The sequence below is a fragment of the Hydrogenophaga sp. UC242_53 genome, from assembly GCF_042696965.1.
Taxonomy (GTDB): Bacteria; Pseudomonadota; Gammaproteobacteria; order Burkholderiales; family Burkholderiaceae_C; genus Hydrogenophaga.
The window spans coordinates 2,180,141-2,198,474 of record NZ_CP170552.1 but is presented as its reverse complement, the minus strand read 5'-3'; the positions used below and the strand labels follow the sequence as shown (position 1 = coordinate 2,198,474).

Annotated in this window: 12 protein-coding genes and 4 pseudogenes; all 16 read left to right on the top strand. The window is 67.4% G+C overall.

All coding sequences use genetic code 11. The features are described 5' to 3' along the window. The first annotated feature begins 149 nt into the window (after positions 1-149). The 16 genes and pseudogenes from ACFJI0_RS11010 (at position 150) to ACFJI0_RS10935 (ending at position 18,318) form a co-directional block, all read left to right on the top strand. Positions 150-1,793, top strand: a pseudogene (locus tag ACFJI0_RS11010) (3-(methylthio)propionyl-CoA ligase). 136 nt (positions 1,794-1,929) lie between these two features. Beyond that, on the top strand, positions 1,930-3,165 hold the full coding sequence (locus ACFJI0_RS11005) for a branched-chain amino acid ABC transporter substrate-binding protein (RefSeq protein ID WP_382324920.1): 1,236 nt from the start codon (positions 1,930-1,932) through the stop codon (positions 3,163-3,165). A gap of 81 nt (positions 3,166-3,246) precedes the next feature. Further along, the gene (locus tag ACFJI0_RS11000; protein ID WP_382157790.1) at positions 3,247-4,281 is read left to right on the top strand and encodes a branched-chain amino acid ABC transporter permease; all 1,035 of its coding nucleotides are present in this window, start codon (positions 3,247-3,249) and stop codon (positions 4,279-4,281) included. 3 nt (positions 4,282-4,284) lie between these two features. Continuing rightward, the gene (locus ACFJI0_RS10995) at positions 4,285-5,577 is read left to right on the top strand and encodes a branched-chain amino acid ABC transporter permease (RefSeq protein WP_382324918.1); all 1,293 of its coding nucleotides are present in this window, start codon (positions 4,285-4,287) and stop codon (positions 5,575-5,577) included. Positions 5,578-5,579: 2 nt separating this feature from the next. Further along, complete coding sequence (locus ACFJI0_RS10990) at positions 5,580-6,362, top strand: ABC transporter ATP-binding protein (protein WP_382324916.1); 783 nt, start codon at positions 5,580-5,582, stop codon at positions 6,360-6,362. Continuing rightward, a complete protein-coding gene (locus ACFJI0_RS10985) occupies positions 6,362-7,057 on the top strand; it encodes an ABC transporter ATP-binding protein (protein WP_382157796.1) in 696 nt (231 codons plus the stop codon). Before ACFJI0_RS10990 ends, ACFJI0_RS10985 begins: the two co-directional genes overlap by 1 nt. 342 nt (positions 7,058-7,399) lie before the next feature. Beyond that, a pseudogene (locus ACFJI0_RS10980) lies at positions 7,400-9,515 on the top strand (3-hydroxyacyl-CoA dehydrogenase NAD-binding domain-containing protein). Between the two features lie 31 nt (positions 9,516-9,546). Next, a pseudogene (locus ACFJI0_RS10975) lies at positions 9,547-10,723 on the top strand (acetyl-CoA C-acyltransferase). Positions 10,724-10,734: 11 nt separating this feature from the next. Next, a complete protein-coding gene (locus tag ACFJI0_RS10970) occupies positions 10,735-11,172 on the top strand; it encodes a PaaI family thioesterase (RefSeq protein ID WP_382324914.1) in 438 nt (145 codons plus the stop codon). Between the two features lie 13 nt (positions 11,173-11,185). Continuing rightward, positions 11,186-13,010: pseudogene (locus tag ACFJI0_RS10965) on the top strand (acyl-CoA dehydrogenase). Further along, a complete protein-coding gene (locus tag ACFJI0_RS10960; RefSeq protein WP_382324912.1) occupies positions 13,010-13,312 on the top strand; it encodes a Dabb family protein in 303 nt (100 codons plus the stop codon). Before ACFJI0_RS10965 ends, ACFJI0_RS10960 begins: the two are co-directional and overlap by 1 nt. Before the next feature lie 27 nt (positions 13,313-13,339). Then, complete coding sequence (locus ACFJI0_RS10955; RefSeq protein ID WP_291119432.1) at positions 13,340-14,131, top strand: SDR family oxidoreductase; 792 nt, start codon at positions 13,340-13,342, stop codon at positions 14,129-14,131. A 7-nt stretch (positions 14,132-14,138) separates the two neighbouring features. Continuing rightward, positions 14,139-14,567, top strand: coding sequence for a PaaI family thioesterase (locus ACFJI0_RS10950; RefSeq protein ID WP_382157808.1), 429 nt, complete (start codon positions 14,139-14,141; stop codon positions 14,565-14,567). A 29-nt stretch (positions 14,568-14,596) separates the two neighbouring features. Beyond that, a complete protein-coding gene (locus tag ACFJI0_RS10945; RefSeq protein WP_382157810.1) occupies positions 14,597-15,613 on the top strand; it encodes an NADP-dependent oxidoreductase in 1,017 nt (338 codons plus the stop codon). 16 nt (positions 15,614-15,629) lie between these two features. Next, positions 15,630-16,685, top strand: a complete 1,056-nt coding sequence (locus ACFJI0_RS10940; protein ID WP_382324910.1) for a fatty acid desaturase family protein — start codon at positions 15,630-15,632, stop codon at positions 16,683-16,685. Further along, the gene (locus ACFJI0_RS10935) at positions 16,669-18,318 is read left to right on the top strand and encodes an isovaleryl-CoA dehydrogenase (protein ID WP_382324908.1); all 1,650 of its coding nucleotides are present in this window, start codon (positions 16,669-16,671) and stop codon (positions 18,316-18,318) included. Before ACFJI0_RS10940 ends, ACFJI0_RS10935 begins: the two co-directional genes overlap by 17 nt. Positions 18,319-18,334: the final 16 nt, after the last annotated feature.

Below are 18,334 nucleotides of genomic sequence, written 5' to 3'. Positions count from 1 at the left end.
GACGCAACACCATGTTGATGAAGGCCGAGGTATCGTGTCCCGCAACGGACACCGAGGGCATTCCCCCTGGATATCCCCGGGGCAGCCGTGCGGGGCAACCCGCTACGATGAACGCCGATTCCAACCCCCTCATCGACAGGAGACTCCCCATGCTGGGCCAGATGCAGAGCCAACCCCTTTTGATTTCCTCGCTGATCGTGCATGCCGAGCGGCACCACTCGAGTGGCGAAATCGTGTCCCGCCGTGTGGAAGGCGACATCCACCGCAGCACCTGGGGCCAGATCGCGAGCCGCTCGCGCCAGGCGCGAATGCGCTGGACGGCCTGGACCTGCCCCAGGGCGACCGCGTGGCCACGCTGGCCTGGAACGGTTATCGCCATCTGGAACTGTATTTCGGCGTGAGCGGCACCGGCCGCGTGCTGCACACCCTCAACCCGCGCCTGCACCCCGAGCAACTGGTCTGGATCGTCAACCACGCGGAAGACAAGGCGGTCTGTTTCGACATGACCTTCCTGCCGCTGGTCAAGGCGGTGGCGGCCAAGTGCCCGACGGTGAAGCACTGGATCGCGCTGTGCGACGCGGACAAGCTGCCGGCCGACAGCGGCATTCCCGGCCTGCGGAGCTACGAGGCCTGGATGGGCCAACAGCCCACGACCTACGACTGGCCGACCTTCGACGAGAACTCCGCCTCGAGCATGTGCTACACGAGCGGCACCACCGGCAACCCCAAGGCCGCGCTGTACTCGCATCGCTCCACGCTGCTGCACGCATTCGGCGCGGCGCTTCCCGACGCCATGTGCCTCTCGGCGCGCGACAGTGTGCTGCCCGTGGTGCCCATGTTCCACGTCAACGCCTGGGGCCTGCCTTACGCGGCGGCGGCCGTCGGCTGCAAGCTGGTGTTCCCCGGTGCGGCGCTGGACGGCAAATCGGTCTACGAACTGATCGAGGCCGAGAAGGTCACCATGGCCGCCGGCGTGCCCACCGTCTGGCAGATGCTGCTGGGCCACCTGCAGGCCAACAACCTCAAGTTCAGCACGCTCAACCGCACCGTCATCGGCGGCTCGGCCTGCCCGCCGGCCATGATCAGCGCCTTCAACGACGTGTACGGCGTGGACGTGCTGCACGCCTGGGGCATGACCGAGATGTCGCCGCTGGGCACGGTCTGCACGCTGAAGAACGCACAGCTGGCGCTGTCGCCGGCCGAGCAGCTCAAGGTTCGCCTCAAGCAAGGCCGCGCCATCTTCGGCGCCGACATGAAGATCGTCAACGAGGCCGGCGAAGAGCTGCCCTGGGACGGCAAGGCCTACGGCGACCTGCTGGTGCGCGGCCCCTGGATCATCGCCAGCTACTTCAAGGGCGAGGGCGGCGACCCGCTGCGCTACGACGCGCAGGGGCACGGCTGGTTCCCCACCGGCGACGTCGCGCACCATCGACGCCGACGGTTTCATGCAGATCACCGACCGCAGCAAGGACGTGATCAAGTCCGGCGGCGAGTGGATCAGCTCGATCGACGTGGAAAACATCGCGATGGCGCACCCGTCCGTGGCCATGGCGGCCTGCGTGGGCATGAAGCACCCCAAGTGGGACGAGCGCCCCATCGTGGTGGTGGTGAAGAAACCCGGCACCGAACTCAGCCGCGAGGAATTGCTGGCCTTCTACGAAGGCAAGATCGCCAAATGGCAGATCCCGGACGACGTGGTGTTCGTCGAGGCGATCCCGCTGGGCGCCACCGGCAAGATGCAGAAGATGACCCTGCGCGAGCAGCTCAAGGACTACGTGCTGCCGGGCGTGTGAAAAGGGGCCCGGGCGCACCATCGCAAGGCACCTTGTCGCCTGCGTGATAGAAGCCCGGGCAATCCCCTACGCTGCACCGCACCAGAAGCCCTTACGCTGCGCCTATTCGATTCGTCAACAACAAGGAGACATAGGTATGAAACTGACCGTGAAGATGATTGCAGGCGCCGCCATGCTGGTGGCCGCCGGTGCGTCGTTTGCCCAGGCGGGTGAAACCGTCAAGATGATCCGGATCGACCCGCTGACCGGCCTGCTCGGTCCCGTGGGCGTGAGCCAGATCAAGGGCTACCAGTTCTTCGCCGAAAAGTTCAGCGGCAAGGGCAACCCGGCCGGCGTGAAGTTCGAAGTCACCCCGATCGACAACAAGCTGAGCCCGGCCGAAAGCCTGAACGCGCTCAAGGCCGCGATCGACCAGGGCGCGCGCTACATCATCCAGGGCAATGGCTCCTCCGTCGCGCTGGCACTGGCCGACGCGGTCGAGAAGCACAACGCCCGCAACCCTGGCAAGGAAGTCCTGTACCTCAACGACTCCGCCGTGGACCCGGACCTGACCAACAGCAAGTGCAGCTACTGGCACTTCCGCTTCGATGCCGACACCTCCATGAAGATGGAAGCCATGGCCAGCTTCATCGCCAAGCAGCCCGACATCAAGAAGGTGTACTTCCTGAACCAGAACTACTCGCACGGCCACCAGGTCGTGAAGTTCGGCAAGGAAGCCCTCACGCGCAAGCGCCCGGACATCCAGTTCGTCGGTGAAGACCTGCACCCGCTGGCCCAGACGCGCGACTTCGCCCCCTACATCGCCAAGATCAAGGCCTCGGGCGCCGACACCGTGATCACCGGCAACTGGGGTTCCGACCTCTCGCTGCTGATCAAGGCGGCCAACGAGAACGGCTACACCGGCAAGTTCTTCACCTACTACGCCGGCGTCACCGGCACGCCCACCGCGCTGGGCTCCAACGGCGCCGGCCGGGTCTACCAGATCGCCTACAACCACTACAACATGGGTGGGCAGATGGACGCCTGGATGAAGGAGTTCAACCAGAAGTACAACGACGACTTCTACACCGGCTCCACCATCCGCATCTTCGAGTTCCTCGGCGCGGCCATCGCCAAGGCCAAGTCCACCGACCCCGTGAAGGTGGCCGCCGCCATGGAAGGCCTCACCGTCAAGAGCTTCAACGGCGAAGTGCAGATGCGCAAGAACGACCACCAGCTGCAGCAGCCGCTGTACATGTCGGTCTGGCAGAAGGCCGATGCCAAGTACCCCTACAGCCCCGAGAAGACCGGCATGACGCTGGCGCCGGTGGCGGAGTACCCCAACTACGTGTCGAGCACGCCGACGAGCTGCCAGATGAAGCGCCCCGGGTAAACCACCACACCCATCCAAAGAGCCCGAGCGGGTTGCCGTATCGGGCTCTTTTTCATTCATCGATGAGGAAGGTTTGAGGGAATGGAGTTTTTCATCATCTCGATGCTGAACGGGCTGAGCTACGGGCTCCTGCTGTTCATGCTGAGTTCGGGTCTCACGCTGATCTTCAGCATGATGGGCGTGCTCAACTTCGCGCACGCCAGCTTCTACATGCTGGGGGCCTACGTGGGTTACACGGTGGCGCAGTTCGTGGGCTTCTGGCCCGCGCTGCTGATCGCGCCGATCGTGGTGGGCCTGCTGGGTGCGGCGTTCGAACGCCAGTGCCTGCGCAAGGTGCACAAGTACGGCCACGTGCCTGAACTGCTGGTGACTTTCGGCCTGTCCTACGTCATCGTCGAGCTGGTGCAGCTCGTCTGGGGCCGCATCGCGGTCGAGTTCCGCCCGCCCGAAGAGCTGCGCGGTCCGGTCTTCACCCTGATCAACAACTCCGTCGAAGGCCTGCGCATGGTCTGGGGCGCCGCGCCGCCCGAGCTGTGCAGCGCCGCCGACGCGGCCATCCGCGTGGTCTGCTCGCCGTTCCCGGCCACACGCGGTTTCATGATGCTGGTGGCGGTGGTGATGCTGGCCTCGGTCTGGCTGCTGCTCACGCGCACCCGCATCGGCCTGGTGATCCAGGCCGCGCTCACCCACCCCGAAGCCGTCGAGTCGCTGGGCCACAACGTGCCGCGCGTCTTCATGCTGGTGTTCGGCGCGGGCTCCGCGCTGGCCGGCCTGGCCGGCGTCATCGGTGGCAGCACCTTCCTCACCGAACCGGCCATGGCCGCCACGGTGGGCTCGGTGATCTTCGTGGTGGTGGTGGTCGGTGGCATGGGCTCGCTCTCGGGTGCCTTCGTCGCCTCCATCCTCATCGGTGTCATCCAGACCTTCGCCGTGGCCTTCGAGTACTCGCTGGCGACGCTGGCCCAGCAGATCGGCCTGCCGCTGTCGGACGCCGTGGCCAACAACTCGTACGTCAAGCTCACGCTGTCCCAGGTCGCGCCCATCCTGCCGTACCTGTTCCTGGTGCTGATCCTGATCTTCCGGCCGCGTGGCCTGCTCGGCAAACGGGAGGGCTGAGCGATGACCTCCAAACACTACGCATTCAAGCCGCTCAACGTCGGGCGCTGGCTGACCTGGGGCCTCTTCGCGCTGCTGCTCATCGTGGCGCCGAGGATCTTCACCAGCGGCCTGGCGATGACGGTGCTCTCGCAGATGGGCATCGCCATCATCGCCTGCCTGTCCTACAACATCCTGCTGGGGCAGGGCGGCATGCTCAGCTTCGGGCACGCGGTCTACACCGGCCTGGGCTCCTTTCTGGCGATCCACGCGCTCAACAGCGTGACCTCCGGCTCGCTGCCGCTGCCGGTGTCGCTGATCCCCATCGTGGGCGGCCTCGCGGGCGTGGGCTTCGCGGTGCTGTTCGGCTACGTGACCACCCGCAAGTCGGGCACCACCTTCGCCATGATCACGCTGGGCCTGGGCGAACTCGTGTTCGCGCTCTCGCTCATGATCCCCGAGTTCTTCGGTGGCGAAGGCGGCGTCTCGGGCGACCGCATGGCCGGCAAGCCCTTCATGGGCATCACCTACGGGCCGCAGGTGCAGGTGTACTACCTGATCGCCGTCTACACCTTCATCTCGGTCGGGCTCATGTTCGCCTTCACCCGCACGCCGCTGGGCCGCATGCTCAACGCCGTGCGCGACAACCCCGAGCGCGTGGAGTTCGTGGGCTACGACACCCAGCGCGTGCGCTACATGGCCTTCATCATCGCCGGCTTCTTCGCCGGCATCTCGGGCGGCCTGGGGGCCTTGAACTTCGAGATCGTCACCGCCGAGGTGGTGGGCGCGGCGCGCTCGGGCGCCTACCTGCTGTTCACCTTCCTGGGTGGCGCCACCTTCTTCTTCGGGCCCATCATCGGCGGCATCCTCATGGTGCTGGCCTTCGTGCTGCTCTCGGAGTTCACCAAGGCCTGGCTGCTCTACCTGGGCCTGATCTTCCTGTTCATGGTGATGTACGCCCCCGGCGGCATCGCCAGCCTGATCATGATGAACCTGCGCGTGGCGGCCTTCGGGCGCCTGCGCGAACTCTGGGTGAGCTACCTCGCGCTGGCCGGCACCGCCCTGGTGATGCTGGTGGGCGCGGCGGCCATGATCGAGATGGTCTACCACCTGCAGCTCAACACCACCCTGGGCTCCGAACTGCGCTTCCTCGGCGTGCCACTGGACGCCAAGGGCATCAACAGCTGGTTCGGCGCGGGCATGGTCATGCTCACCGGCCTGGGCCTGTTCGAACTCACGCGCCGCGCCTTCCTGCGCGAATGGGGCGAGATCCAGGAATACATCGAAAAAGAAATCAAGCGGCGGGAGGCGCTGTGAGCATGAACGCACCATCAACCTACGCGCTGGAACTCAAGGACCTGCGCAAGAGCTTCGGCAAGACCGAGATCATCCGGGGCGTGAACCTGGCTGTGAAGGCGGGCGAGCGCGTGGGCATCATTGGCCCCAACGGCGCGGGCAAGTCCACGCTGTTCAACCTCATCAGCGGGCGCTTCGCGCCCAGCAGCGGCCAGGTGCTGCTCAACGGCCAGCGCATCGACGGCAAGAAGCCGTTCGAGATCAACCGCGCCGGGCTCTCGCGCAGCTTCCAGATCACCAACATCTTCCCCAAGCTCAGCGTGTTCGAGAACCTGCGCTGCGGCGTGCTCTGGAGCCTGGGCTACAAGTACACCTTCCTGAAGTTCCTGGCCGACCTGGACGACGCCAACGAGCGCGCCGAGCAGCTCATGGAGATGATCAAACTCGACCGCAAGCGCGACACGCTGGCCATGAACCTGACCTACGCCGAGCAGCGCGCGCTGGAGATCGGCATCACCATCGCCGGCGGCGCCAACGTGATCCTGCTCGACGAGCCCACCGCCGGCATGAGCAAGAGCGAAACCAGCCGCTTCATCAGCCTCATCAAGGAAGTGACCGTGGGCAAGACCCTGCTCACGGTGGAGCACGACATGGGCGTGGTGTTCGGCCTGGCCGACCGCATCGCCGTGGTCGTCTATGGCGAGGTGCTCGCCTTCGACACACCCGCCGCCGTCCGGGCCAACCAGCGCGTGCAGGAGGCCTACCTGGGCTCGCACGTGGCAGACGCGCAGGGAGCGGCACACTGATGTTGAAAATCGAAAACCTCCACGCCTACTACGGCAAGAGCCACGTCCTGCACGGCGTGAGCTTCGACGTGCAGCCCGGCGAGATCGTCGCGCTGCTGGGCCGCAACGGCTCGGGCCGCTCCACCACCGCCAAGGCCGTCATGGGCCTGGTGGAATGCCAGGGCAGCATCCACTGGAAGGGCCAGCAGATCATGGGCAAGAAGGCCTATGAGGTGGCCCACCTGGGCCTGGGCTACGTGCCGGAGAACCGCGACATCTTCCCCACGCTCACCGTGCACCAGAACCTGATGCTGGGGCAGAAGGGCCGCGGCAAGGGCTCGCGCTGGAGCTTCGAGGACATGTACGGCATGTTCCCGCGCCTGCGCGAGCGCCAGCACACCGAAGCGGGCGTGCTCTCGGGCGGCGAGCAGCAGATGCTCACGCTGTGCCGCGCCCTCATGGGCGACCCCGACCTCATCATCATCGACGAGCCCACCGAGGGCCTGGCGCCCAAGATCGTGGAGCTGGTCGGCCAGTACCTGCAGACGCTCAAGTCGCGCGGGATCTCGGTGCTGCTGATCGAGCAGAAGCTGACGATTGCCATGGCGATTTCGGATCGCGCGCTGGTCATGGGGCACGGCAGCATCGTGTTCCAGGGCACGCCGGAGAGCCTGCGCGCCGATCCTTACACCCGCAAGGAGTGGCTGGAGGTTTAGGTGTGGCCCCCACGCTCCGCCGCTGCGCGGGTCGCTGCCCCCCAAGGGGGCTTTCCCGGCTTGGGGCGGCCCGGCGCCGGGACTCCCCCGCGCCGCCTGCGGCGGCACCCCCCACTGGGGGGCGATGCCTGTGGGCCGGCGGAGCCGGACCCACGGCATCCTGGTTGCGGGCACGCCCTCCGGAGCCAATTCCTTTTTTCGCCTCCCTGAGACAAGCCGGCGACACCCGGGTCTTGCGGCGTTGCACAATCTTTCTAGAATCGAACGATCGTTCTTTTTAAAGAAGAGCGTCACAGTCAACGCCCTCAGGCACTGTCCGACATACAACGAAGGAGCTTTTTCATGACCGCTGAGTACCAGGTCCACGGCGATGTGGCCGTCATCACCATGAACAACCCGCCGGTCAACGGCCTGGGGCTGTCCACCCGCCAGGGCATCACCGACGGGCTGCGCCAAGGCCGAGGCCGATCCGGCCGTGAAGGCCATCGTGCTGACGGGTGCCGGCAAGGCGTTTTCGGGTGGGGCGGACATCCGCGAGTTCGGCTCGCCCAAGGCGCTGGCCGAGCCGAACCTGCTGTCGGTGATCCTGGCGGTGGAAAACGCCTCCAAGCCGGTCATCGCCGCGATCCACTCCGTCGCCATGGGCGGCGGCCTGGAGCTGGCCCTGGGCTGCCACTACCGCATCGCCGCGCCCGGCACCAACGTGGCGTTGCCCGAAGTGAAGCTGGGCCTGATTCCCGGCGCCGGCGGCACGCAGCGCCTGCCGCGCGCGCTGGGCGTGGAGCCCGCGCTCAACATGATCGTGAGCGGCGAGGCCGTCAAGAGCGAGATGCTGGCGCAGGTGCCCGGCCAGATGCTGTTCAACAAGCTGTCGGCCTCGCCCGAGAGCCTGGCCGAGGAAGCCCTGGCCCTGGCCCGCGAGATGGCCGCGAAACACGCCGACGGCAGCGCGCTGCCCCGGGTGCGTGACCTGCCCTGCAAGCACCCCAAGGGCGACGCGTACTTCCAGTTCGCGCGCAACATGGTCAAGGGCATGTCCAAGAACTTCCCGGCGCCGGCCAAGTGCGTGGACGCGGTGGAAGCCGCCACCAAGAAGAAGTTCGACGACGGCATGGCCTTCGAGCGCGAGATCTTCATCAACCTGATGTGGACGCCCGAGTGCCGCGCGCTGCGCCACCTGTTCACGGCCGAGCGCGCCGCGAGCAAGATTCCCGATGTGCCGGAAGACACGCCCAAGCGCGAGATCGCCTCGGTGGCCGTCATCGGCGCCGGCACCATGGGCGGCGGCATCTCCATGAACTTCCTCAACGCCGGCATTCCGGTGAAGATGCTGGAGATGAAGCAGGAGGCGCTGGACCGCGGCATCGCGACCATCCGCAAGAACTACGAAGCCCAGGTGAAGAAGGGCAAGCTCAAGCAGGACAAGTACGAGCAGCGCATGGCGCTGCTGAGCACCACACTGAGCTACGACGACATCGGCTCGGCCGACCTCGTGATCGAGGCCGTGTTCGAAGAGATCGGCGTGAAGGAAAAGGTGTTCAAGGAACTCGACCGCGTGATGAAGCCCGGCGCGATCCTGGCCTCCAACACCTCCACGCTGGACGTGAACCAGATCGCCAATTTCACCCAGCGCCCGCAGGACGTGGTGGGCCTGCACTTCTTCAGCCCGGCCAACGTGATGAAGCTGCTGGAAGTGGTGCGCGGCGAGAAGACCGCCAAGGACGTCATCGCACCCGTGATGGCCGTGGCCAAGAAGATCAAGAAGACGGCGGTGGTCTCCGGCGTGTGCGACGGCTTCATCGGCAACCGCATGATCGAGCAGTACGGCCGCCAGGGCGGTTTCCTGCTGGACGAGGGCTGCACGCCCGAACAGGTGGACAAGGCGATGGAGAAGTTCGGCATCGCCATGGGCCCGTTCCGCATGGGCGACCTGGCCGGCAACGACATCGGCTGGGCGATCCGCAAGCGCCGCTACCAGGAAAAGCCGGACATGAAGTACAGCAAGACGGCCGACCTGCTGTGCGAGAAGGGCCGTTTCGGCCAGAAGACCGGTGCCGGCTGGTACGACTACGTGCCGGGCAAGCGCGACGCGATCCCGAACGCCGAGGTCGTGAAGATGATCGAGGACCACCGCAAGTCGCTCGGCATCACGCCGCGCAAGATCTCCGACGAGGAGATCGTGCAGCGCCTGGTGTACTCGCTGGTGAACGAGGCCGCGCACATCCTGGAAGAGGGCATCGCCAACAAGGCCAGCGACATCGACGTGGTCTACATCTTCGGCTATGGCTTCCCGATCCACCGCGGCGGTCCGATGATCTACGCCGACACGGTGGGCCTGTTCAACGTGGTGCAGAGCATGAAGCGCTTCGCCAAGAACCCGCTGGACGACGCGAAATTCTGGGAGCCGGCACCGCTGCTGGCGCGACTCGTGGCCGAAGGCAAGACCTTCAACGCCTGAGCCCACGAACCCCACACTAGGAGAACATTTCATGACCAACGCCGTCATCGTTTCCACCGCCCGCACCCCCCTGGCCAAGAGCTGGAAGGGCGCTTTCAACATGACCCATGGCGCCACGCTCGGCGGCCACGCGGTGCAGCACGCCGTGCAGCGCGCCGGCATCGAAGCCGCTGAAGTGGACGACGTCATCATGGGCTGCGCCAACCCCGAAGGCGCCACCGGCGCCAACATCGCGCGCCAGATCGCGCTGCGCGCCGGCCTGCCCATCACCACCTCGGGCATGACGGTGAACCGGTTCTGCTCGTCCGGCCTGCAGACCATTGCCATGGCCGCGCAACGCATCATCGCGGGCGAGGGCGACGTGTACGTGGCCGGCGGTGTGGAGAGCATTTCCTGCGTGCAGCAGGAAATGAACACCCACATGCTGGCCGACCCCTGGCTGGTGAAGAACAAGCCCGAGATCTACTGGAACATGCTGCAGACCGCCGAGCAGGTTGCGCAAGCGCTACAACATCTCGCGCGACGCCATGGACGAGTACGGCGCCGCCAGCCAGCAGCGGGCCACGGCCGCGCTGGAAGCGGGTCTCTTCAAGGCCGAGATCGCCCCCATCACCGTGACCGCCGGCGTGGTCGACAAGGTCATGGGCCTGAGCACCAAACAGGTGACGGTGGAGAACGACGAAGGCATCCGCGCCGGCACCACCAAGGAAGGCATCAGCGGCATCCGCCCGGCGATTCCCGGAGGCGTGATCTCGGCCGGCAACGCCAGCCAGTTCAGCGACGGCGGCGGTGCCTGCGTGCTGATGAACGAGACCCTCGCCGAGAAGCGCGGCCTCAAACCCCTGGGCCGTTTCCTTGGCTTCGCGGTGGCCGGCTGCGAGCCCGATGAAATGGGCATCGGCCCGGTCTTCGCCATTCCCAAGGTGCTCGCGCGCCTGGGCCTGAAGGTGAGCGACATCGATCTGTGGGAGCTCAACGAAGCCTTCGCGGTGCAGGTGATCTACTGCCGCGACAAGCTGGGCATCCCCGGCGACCGCCTCAACGTGAACGGCGGCGCGATCGCCGTGGGCCACCCCTACGGCGTGTCGGGCCAGCGCCTGACCGGCCACGCGCTGCTCGAAGGCAAGCGCCGTGGCGCCAAGCGCGTCTGCGTGACCATGTGCATTGGCGGTGGCATGGGCGCCGCCGGCGTGTTCGAAGTCCTCTGAGGGCCGGCACCATGGCCGAGGCCAGCGTCAGCCCCGAGGTGTTTCTGGCGATGGGGCGCGAGGTGCTGGCCGCGCAGCCGTTCTCGCGCCTCATCGGCGCCGAGCTGGCCGCGTTTTCCAAGGGGCATTGCGAGCTGCACGTGCCCATCGGCGAATCGGTGAAGCAGCAGCACGGCTTCGTCCACGGCGGCGTGCTGAGCTACGCCGCCGACAACGCGCTTACCTACGCCGGTGGCAGTGCCCTGGGCTTGCCGGTGGTCACGGCTGAGTTCAAGATCAACTATTTGCGGCCTGCGATTGGTGAGCGCCTGATCGCCCGGGCCGACGCCGTGCACACCGGCAGGACGCAATCGGTCTGCCGCTGCGACGTCTTCGTGGTCAAAGATGGGGTGGAGAAACTCTGCGCGGTGTCGCAGGGCACCATCGCCGCGCTGCCACCCAAGAACTGAAGAAGAGACATCCATGAGCCTGCGCCCCACCGTCGATTTCCTGCTTTACGACTGGCTCGATGCGCCCGCGCTGAGCGGGCGCGAGCGCTTCGCCGACCACAGCCGCGAGACCTTCGACGCCGTGCTCGACACCTGCGAGCGCATCGCGCGCGAGAAGTACGCGCCGTTCAACCGCGTGGTGGACACGCAGGAACCGCATTTCGACGGTGAGAAGGTGATCCTGCCCCAGGCCACGCACGACGCGCAGAAGGCCTACGCCGAGAGCGGCATGCTCAGCGCCGCGCAGGATTACGAGGTGGGCGGCATGCAGCTGCCCTACACGGTGGAGGCCGCGGCCAACGCCTTCTTCGCCATGGCCTCGGTGAGCATCGGCAGCGGCATGCTCACCACCGGCAACGCCAACCTGCTCATGGTGCACGGCACCGAGGCGCAGAAGAACGTGTTCGCGCTCAACGAGTTCTCGGGCCGGTTCTCCGGCACCATGTGCCTGTCCGAACCGCAGGCCGGTTCGTCGCTGAGCGACGTGACGACCCGCGCCGTGCCCGATGGCGCCGGCTTCGAGAGCGACCCGCTCGGGCCGCGCTACCGCCTCAAGGGCAACAAGATGTGGATCTCGGCCGGCGAGCACGAGCTGACCGAGAACATCATCCACCTGGTGCTGGCCAAGATCCCGGACGAAAACGGCAAGCTGGTGCCCGGCACGCGCGGCATCTCGCTTTTCATCGTGCCCAAGAAGATCGTGAACCCCGCCGGGGAATTGACGGGCGAACGCAACGACGTGGCGCTCGCGGGCCTGAACCACAAGTGCGGCTGGCGCGGCACCACCAACACGCTGCTCAACTTCGGCGAGGGCAAGTACCCGGTGCAGGGCGAAGCGGGCGCGGTGGGGTATCTGGTGGGGCAGGCGGGCAAAGGCCTGCACTGCATGTTCCACATGATGAACGAGGCCCGCATCGGCGTGGGCATGGCCGCCACCATGCTGGGCATGGCGGGCTACCTTGCCAGCCTGGACTACGCGAAGAACCGCCCGCAGGGCCGCCCCATGGGCCCGGCCGGCAAGGACCCGGCGCAGCCGCCGGTGCGCATCATCGAACACGCGGACGTCAAGCGCATGCTGCTGGCGCAGAAGGCGTATTGCGAAGGCGCGCTCGCGCTGGAGCTGTATTGCGCGCGCCTGGTGGACGAGCAGCACACGGCCAACGCCGCCACGGCTGACGACGCGCGCCTGCTGCTGGAGGTGCTCACGCCCATCGCCAAGAGCTGGCCCAGCGAGTGGTGCCTGGAGGCCAACAGCCTGGCGATCCAGATCCATGGCGGTTACGGCTACACGCGCGATTTCCCGGTGGAGCAGTACTGGCGCGACAACCGCCTGAACATGATCCACGAAGGCACGCACGGCATCCAGGCCATGGACCTGCTGGGCCGCAAGGTGCTGATGGAAGGTGGCAAGGGCCTGAGCCTGCTGGCCGGGCGCATCAACGACACCATCCAGCGCGCCATCCACGTGCCCGAACTGGCCGCCCACGCGAATGCGCTGGGCCAGGCGCTCGCGCAGGTGGGCGCCGCCACCAAGGCCGCCTGGGCCACCGGCGAACCCACCGACGCGCTGGCCGAATGCCGTGCCCTACCTGCAGGCCTTCGGCCACACGGTGCTGGCCTGGGTCTGGCTGGACGTGGCGCTCGCCGCGCACGTGGCACCCGAATCGAACGCCCGCACCGGCCGCCTGGCCGCCATGCGCTTCTTCTTCCACTACGAGCTGCCCAAGATCGGCGCGTGGCTGCAGGTGGTGAGCAGCCGCGACCAGACCTGCGCGGCCCTGCCCGAGGAGGCCTTCTGATGTTGCATCACATCGTCATGTGGAAGATCAAGGCCACGGCCGACGGCAGCAGCCACGAGGCCAACATCGCCAAGGCCAAGGCCTTGCTCGATGCCTGTGCCAAGCTGGTGCCCGGCATCGTTCGCTTCGAGGTCGCCACCGCCGGCGGCGACCTGGAATGCACCTACGATCTGGTGCTCAACAGCAGCTTCACCGGCCGCGACGCGCTCGCCGCGTACCAGAACCATCCCTCGCACACCGCCCTCAAGCCGTTCATGCGCCTGGTGGTGGAGCAGCGGCAGTGCATGGACTACGAGACCTGATTCTTCACAGACACCACAGGAGACCACATGACCCGAACCATTCCCCAACTCTTCGACCTCAAGGGCCGGACCGCCCTGATCACCGGTGGCTCGCGCGGCCTGGGCCTGCAGATGGCCCACGCCCTGGGCGAGGCCGGCGCGCGCGTGCTGGTGAGTTCGCGCAAGGCCGAGGACCTGGAGAGCGCCACCGCCGAACTGCAGGCCGCCGGCATCGACGCGCGCTGGATCGCGGCCGACTGCTCGAAGGAAGAAGACATCCACCGCCTGGCCGACGAGAGTCTGCAGCGCCTGGGCGACATCGACATCCTGGTGAACAACGCGGGCGCCGCCTGGGGCGCGCCGGCCGAAGACCACCCGGTGGAGGCCTGGGACAAGGTGATGAACCTCAACGTGCGCAGCTACTTCATCCTGAGCCAGGTGATCGCCCGGCGCAGCATGATCGCGCGCAAGTCGGGCCGCATCATCAACACCGCGTCCATCGCCGGCCTGGGCGGCAACCCCTCGGGCATGAACACCATCGCCTACAACACCTCCAAGGGCGCGGTGATCAACTTCACCCGCGCGCTGGCCGCCGAGTGGGGCAAGTACGGCATCACCGTCAACGCGATCTGCCCGGGCTTCTTCCCGAGCAAGATGACCGTGGGCACGCTCAAGACCATGGGCGAGGAAAAACTCGCTTCGCACGCACCGCTGCGCCGCCTGGGCGACGACGAAGACCTCAAGGGCCTGACCGTGCTCTACGCCTCCGACGCCGGCAAGCACATCACGGGCCAGTGGCTGGCGGTGGACGGTGGCGTCAGCGTGATCACCGGAGGCTGAGCGTTTCATGGAGTTTTCCGTCCGCATCCCTTTCGTCGAGCTGCTGGGCTTCGAACTGCACCGGTTCGAAGGCGGGGAGGCGGAGCTTCGCTTCGACCCGGGGCCCGACCACCTGAACTCGTTCGACGTGGTGCACGGCGGCGCCAGCATGACGCTGCTCGACGTGGTCATGGCCCACGCCGCGCGCTCCACCGAGCCCGACATGGGCGCGGTCACCATCGAGATGAAGACCAGTTTCATGCGCGCCGCCAAGGGGCCGCTGCGGGCCACGGGCCGCACGCTGCACCGCACCGCCACGATGGTCTTCACCGAAGGCCACATTCACGACGCCGCCGGCAAGCTCTGCGCCCACGCCACCGGCACCTTCAAGCTCATGCCGCGCCTGGCCACCGGCGCCAGCAGCGCGCAGCCCCTCAACCGCATCCGGACCGACTGACGGTCCTTGTCGCCCAACGGAGAAACACCATGCCCGCCAACCAACAGATCCTGCTCGACAACCGCCCCGACGGTGAAGCCACCGTCCACAACTTCAAGCTCGTCACCACCCAGACGCCCGCGCTGGCCGACGGCCAGGTGCTGGTGCGCCACCACTTCCTGAGCCTGGACCCCTACATGCGCGGCCGCATGAACGACAGCAAGAGCTACGCCGCCTCGCAGCCGCTGGGCGAGGTGATGATCGGTGGCACCGTGGGCGAGGTCGCTGAATCGAAGCACCCCAAGTTCCAGCCCGGCGACAAGGTCGTGGGCATGGGCGGCTGGCAGGAATACAGCGTGGTCGATGCCGGCCAGCCCGGCGCGCTGCGCAAGGTGGACACCACCCACGTGCCGCTGTCGCACTACCTGGGCGCGGTCGGCATGCCGGGCGTGACCGCCTGGTACGGCCTGGTGAAGATCATCAACCCCAAGGCCGGCGACACCGTGGTGGTGAGCGCCGCCACGGGCGCGGTGGGCAGCGCCTTCGGTGCTTTGGCCAAGGCGCGCGGCTGCCGCGCGGTTGGCATCGCCGGTGGCCCGGACAAGTGCAAGTACGCGGTGGAAGAGCTGGGCTTCGACGCCTGTATCGACTACAAGGTCCACAAGGACATGTACTCGCTGGCCAAGGCCTTGAAGGAAGTCTGTCCCAAGGGCATCGACGGCTACTTCGAAAACGTGGGCGGCATGGTGCTCGACGCGGTGCTGCTGCGCATGAACGCCTTCGGCCGCATCGCGGTGTGCGGCATGATCGCCGGCTACGACGGCCAGCCGCTGCCGCTGGCCAACCCCGCGCTGATCCTGGTGAACCGCCTCAAGGTCGAGGGCTTCATCGTCAGCGAGCACATGGAAGTCTGGCCCGAGGCCCTGACCGAGCTGGGCACGCTGGTGGGCACCGGCAAGCTGCGCCCGCGCGAAACGGTGGCGCAGGGCCTGGCCGCCGCGCCCGAGGCCTTCATGGGCCTGCTCAAGGGCAAGAACTTCGGCAAGCAGCTCGTCAAGCTGGTCTGAGCCACCGGGGTCGCGCGTGGACACGCCGGGCCAGCAGCAAGGTGAAGAGTTCCGCCAGGACCTGCGGGCACCCGGCGCGCGCAACGCGCAGGCGCGCCGCCTGCTCAGCACGGCCGAGCTGGCGCCGCTGACGCGGCTGTCCACGGCGCGCTCCCTGCTGGCGATCGCGCAGACCCTGGGCTGGATCGCCGCGGCCGTGGCGCTGGCGGTGCTTACCTGGCCCAGCCCGTGGCTGGTGCTCAGCGTGCTGGTGCTCGGTGTGGCGCAGCACGCCGTCTTCATCCTGATCCACGAGGCCGCCCACTACCGCCTGTTCGCCGCGCGCTGGGCCAACGACGGCCTGGGCCGGCTGATGGGCATGGCCGTGGGCCTGTCGATGTGCACCTACCGCGTCACGCACCGCCTGCACCACAACCACCTCTACACCGAGGAAGACCCGGACACCGCCATCCACGGCGGCTACCCGCGCGGTCGCCTGTACCTGTTGCGCAAGCTGGGTGAAGACCTGCTGGGCCTCAACGCCTGGAAGACCTACGCCTACTTCTTCGGTGCGCCCGCCATCAACGACGACACGCGGCGCGAGATCCGCCCGCTGGACGACACCTCGCCCGCCTTGCGCGCCGCCGCGCGGCAGGACCGCTGGCTGGTGCTGGCCTTCCAGCTGACCGCGCCGCTGGCGGCCTTCGCCTGGGGTGGTGCGCAAGGCCTGCTGATGTACGCGGTGCTGTGGCTGTTGCCCCTGGTCACGGTGCTGCAGCCCATCTTGCGCCTGCGTGCGATCTGCGAGCACGGCGCGGTGACCGACCTGTCCTCGCCGCTGACCGCGGCGCGCTGCAACCGCACCAGCGGCTCGCTCGCCAATTGGCTGGGCCGCGCGCTGCTGTTCCCGCACCACGTGAACTACCACCTGGAACACCACCTGTACCCGGCCGTGCCGCACTACCACCTGCCGCGCCTGCACCGGCTGCTGCGCGACAAGGGCGCGCTGGACGCCGCCGAGGTGCGCGACCTGAGCGACACCTGGACCCGGATCTTTGCCCCGAGGAGACCCCGAGATGCCCGCCACGCATGACGTTTTCAACCAGCCCGAGCCGCTGGTGGATGTGAACCTGTTCGACGGCAACCGGCCGATGCAGGCGGCGTTGAAATTCAACGCGCCCGCGCTGGACACCGCGCCGCTGCAGGCGCTGGGCGCCACGGTGGGCAACGGCGAGATGCAGACGCACGCGCGCCTGGCCAACGTGCACACGCCGCAGCTCAAGACGCACAGCCGCTTCGGCCACCGCATCGACCAGGTGGAGTTCCACCCGAGCTACCACGCGCTGATGACGGCCGCGGTGGGCGCGGGCCTGCACGGCACCGCGTTCTCGGCCGAGCAGCAGGCCACCGGCCACGCCCACCAGCTGCGCGCCGCCGGTTTCATGCTCTTCACCGAGCTGGAACCCTCCATCCTGTGCCCCATCTCCATGAGCTACGCGGTGGCGCCCGCGCTCAAGGACAACCCGGCCATCTACCGGGACTGGGCGCCCGGCCTCACCAGCCGCGCCTACGACCCGGCGCTCACGGTCTGGCGCGACAAGCCCGGCCTGACCATGGGCATGGGCATGACGGAGAAGCAGGGTGGCTCCGACGTGCGCGCAAACACCACGCGCGCCGAGCCCGCCGGCAGCGACGCCTGGGGCCAGCGCTACAGCGTCACCGGCCACAAGTGGTTCTTCTCGGCACCGATGTGCGACGCCTTCCTGATCCTGGCGCAGACGGCCAGCGGGCTCTCGTGCCTGTTCCTGCCGCGCGTGCTGCCCGACGGCACGCTCAACCAGCTGTTCATCCAGCGCCTGAAGGACAAGCTGGGCAACAAGGCCAACGCGAGCTCCGAGGTGGAGTTCGTGGGCGCCAGCGCCTGGCTGGTGGGCGAGGAGGGGCGCGGCGTGCCGCAGATCCTGGCCATGGGCACCATGACGCGGCTGGACTGCGCGCTGGGCACCAGCGGCCTGATGCGCCAGGCGCTGTCCATCGCGCTGAACCACACCACGCAGCGCAAGGCCTTCGGCAAGGCGCTGATCGACCAGCCGCTGATGAAGAACGTGCTGGCCGACCTGGCGCTGGAGTCCGAGGCGTCCACCGCGCTGGCCCTGCGCCTGGCGCGCAGCTTCGACCGCGCGGCCGACCCGCACGAGCAGGTGATGACGCGCCTGCTCACCCCGGTGGCCAAGTTCTGGATCTGCAAGCGCGGCAGCCACTTCGCGCAGGAAGCCATGGAATGCCTGGGCGGCAACGGCTACGTGGAGGAGGGCGGCGAGGGCGTCATGGCGCGCATCTACCGCGAAATGCCGCTCAACTCGATCTGGGAGGGCGCGGGCAACATCATGGCGCTGGACCTGCTGCGCGCCTTGCGCAAGGCCGATGCCGCCGCCGCGCTGGCCCAGGAACTCGCGCCCGCGCGCGGCATGCACGCCGCGCTGGATCACCTGGCCGATCGCCTGCCGGCTCGCGTGGAAGAGATGCGCACCGAGATGGAAGCCCGCCGCCTGGCGCAGGACGTGGCCCTGGCCGTGCAGGCCGCGCTGCTGGCGCAGACCGCGCCTTCGGCCGTGTTCGGCGCCTTCTGCGAGTCGCGCCTGGCCGGGCAGTGGGGTTACAGCTTCGGGTCGCTGGGTGCGGGCACCGATTTCGATGCCATCATTGCCCGAGCCATGCCGCGCTGAACATTCCCACAAGGCC

Coding starts and splice junctions, on each gene's coding strand:
- ACFJI0_RS10985 (WP_382157796.1), top strand. CDS start 6,362: ATGTTGAAAATCGAAAACCTCCACGCCTACTACGGCAAGAGCCACGTC.
- ACFJI0_RS10970 (WP_382324914.1), top strand. CDS start 10,735: ATGGCCGAGGCCAGCGTCAGCCCCGAGGTGTTTCTGGCGATGGGGCGC.
- ACFJI0_RS11005 (WP_382324920.1), top strand. CDS start 1,930: ATGAAACTGACCGTGAAGATGATTGCAGGCGCCGCCATGCTGGTGGCC.
- ACFJI0_RS10950 (WP_382157808.1), top strand. CDS start 14,139: ATGGAGTTTTCCGTCCGCATCCCTTTCGTCGAGCTGCTGGGCTTCGAA.
- ACFJI0_RS10960 (WP_382324912.1), top strand. CDS start 13,010: ATGTTGCATCACATCGTCATGTGGAAGATCAAGGCCACGGCCGACGGC.
- ACFJI0_RS10995 (WP_382324918.1), top strand. CDS start 4,285: ATGACCTCCAAACACTACGCATTCAAGCCGCTCAACGTCGGGCGCTGG.
- ACFJI0_RS10990 (WP_382324916.1), top strand. CDS start 5,580: ATGAACGCACCATCAACCTACGCGCTGGAACTCAAGGACCTGCGCAAG.
- ACFJI0_RS10945 (WP_382157810.1), top strand. CDS start 14,597: ATGCCCGCCAACCAACAGATCCTGCTCGACAACCGCCCCGACGGTGAA.
- ACFJI0_RS10935 (WP_382324908.1), top strand. CDS start 16,669: ATGCCCGCCACGCATGACGTTTTCAACCAGCCCGAGCCGCTGGTGGAT.
- ACFJI0_RS11000 (WP_382157790.1), top strand. CDS start 3,247: ATGGAGTTTTTCATCATCTCGATGCTGAACGGGCTGAGCTACGGGCTC.
- ACFJI0_RS10955 (WP_291119432.1), top strand. CDS start 13,340: ATGACCCGAACCATTCCCCAACTCTTCGACCTCAAGGGCCGGACCGCC.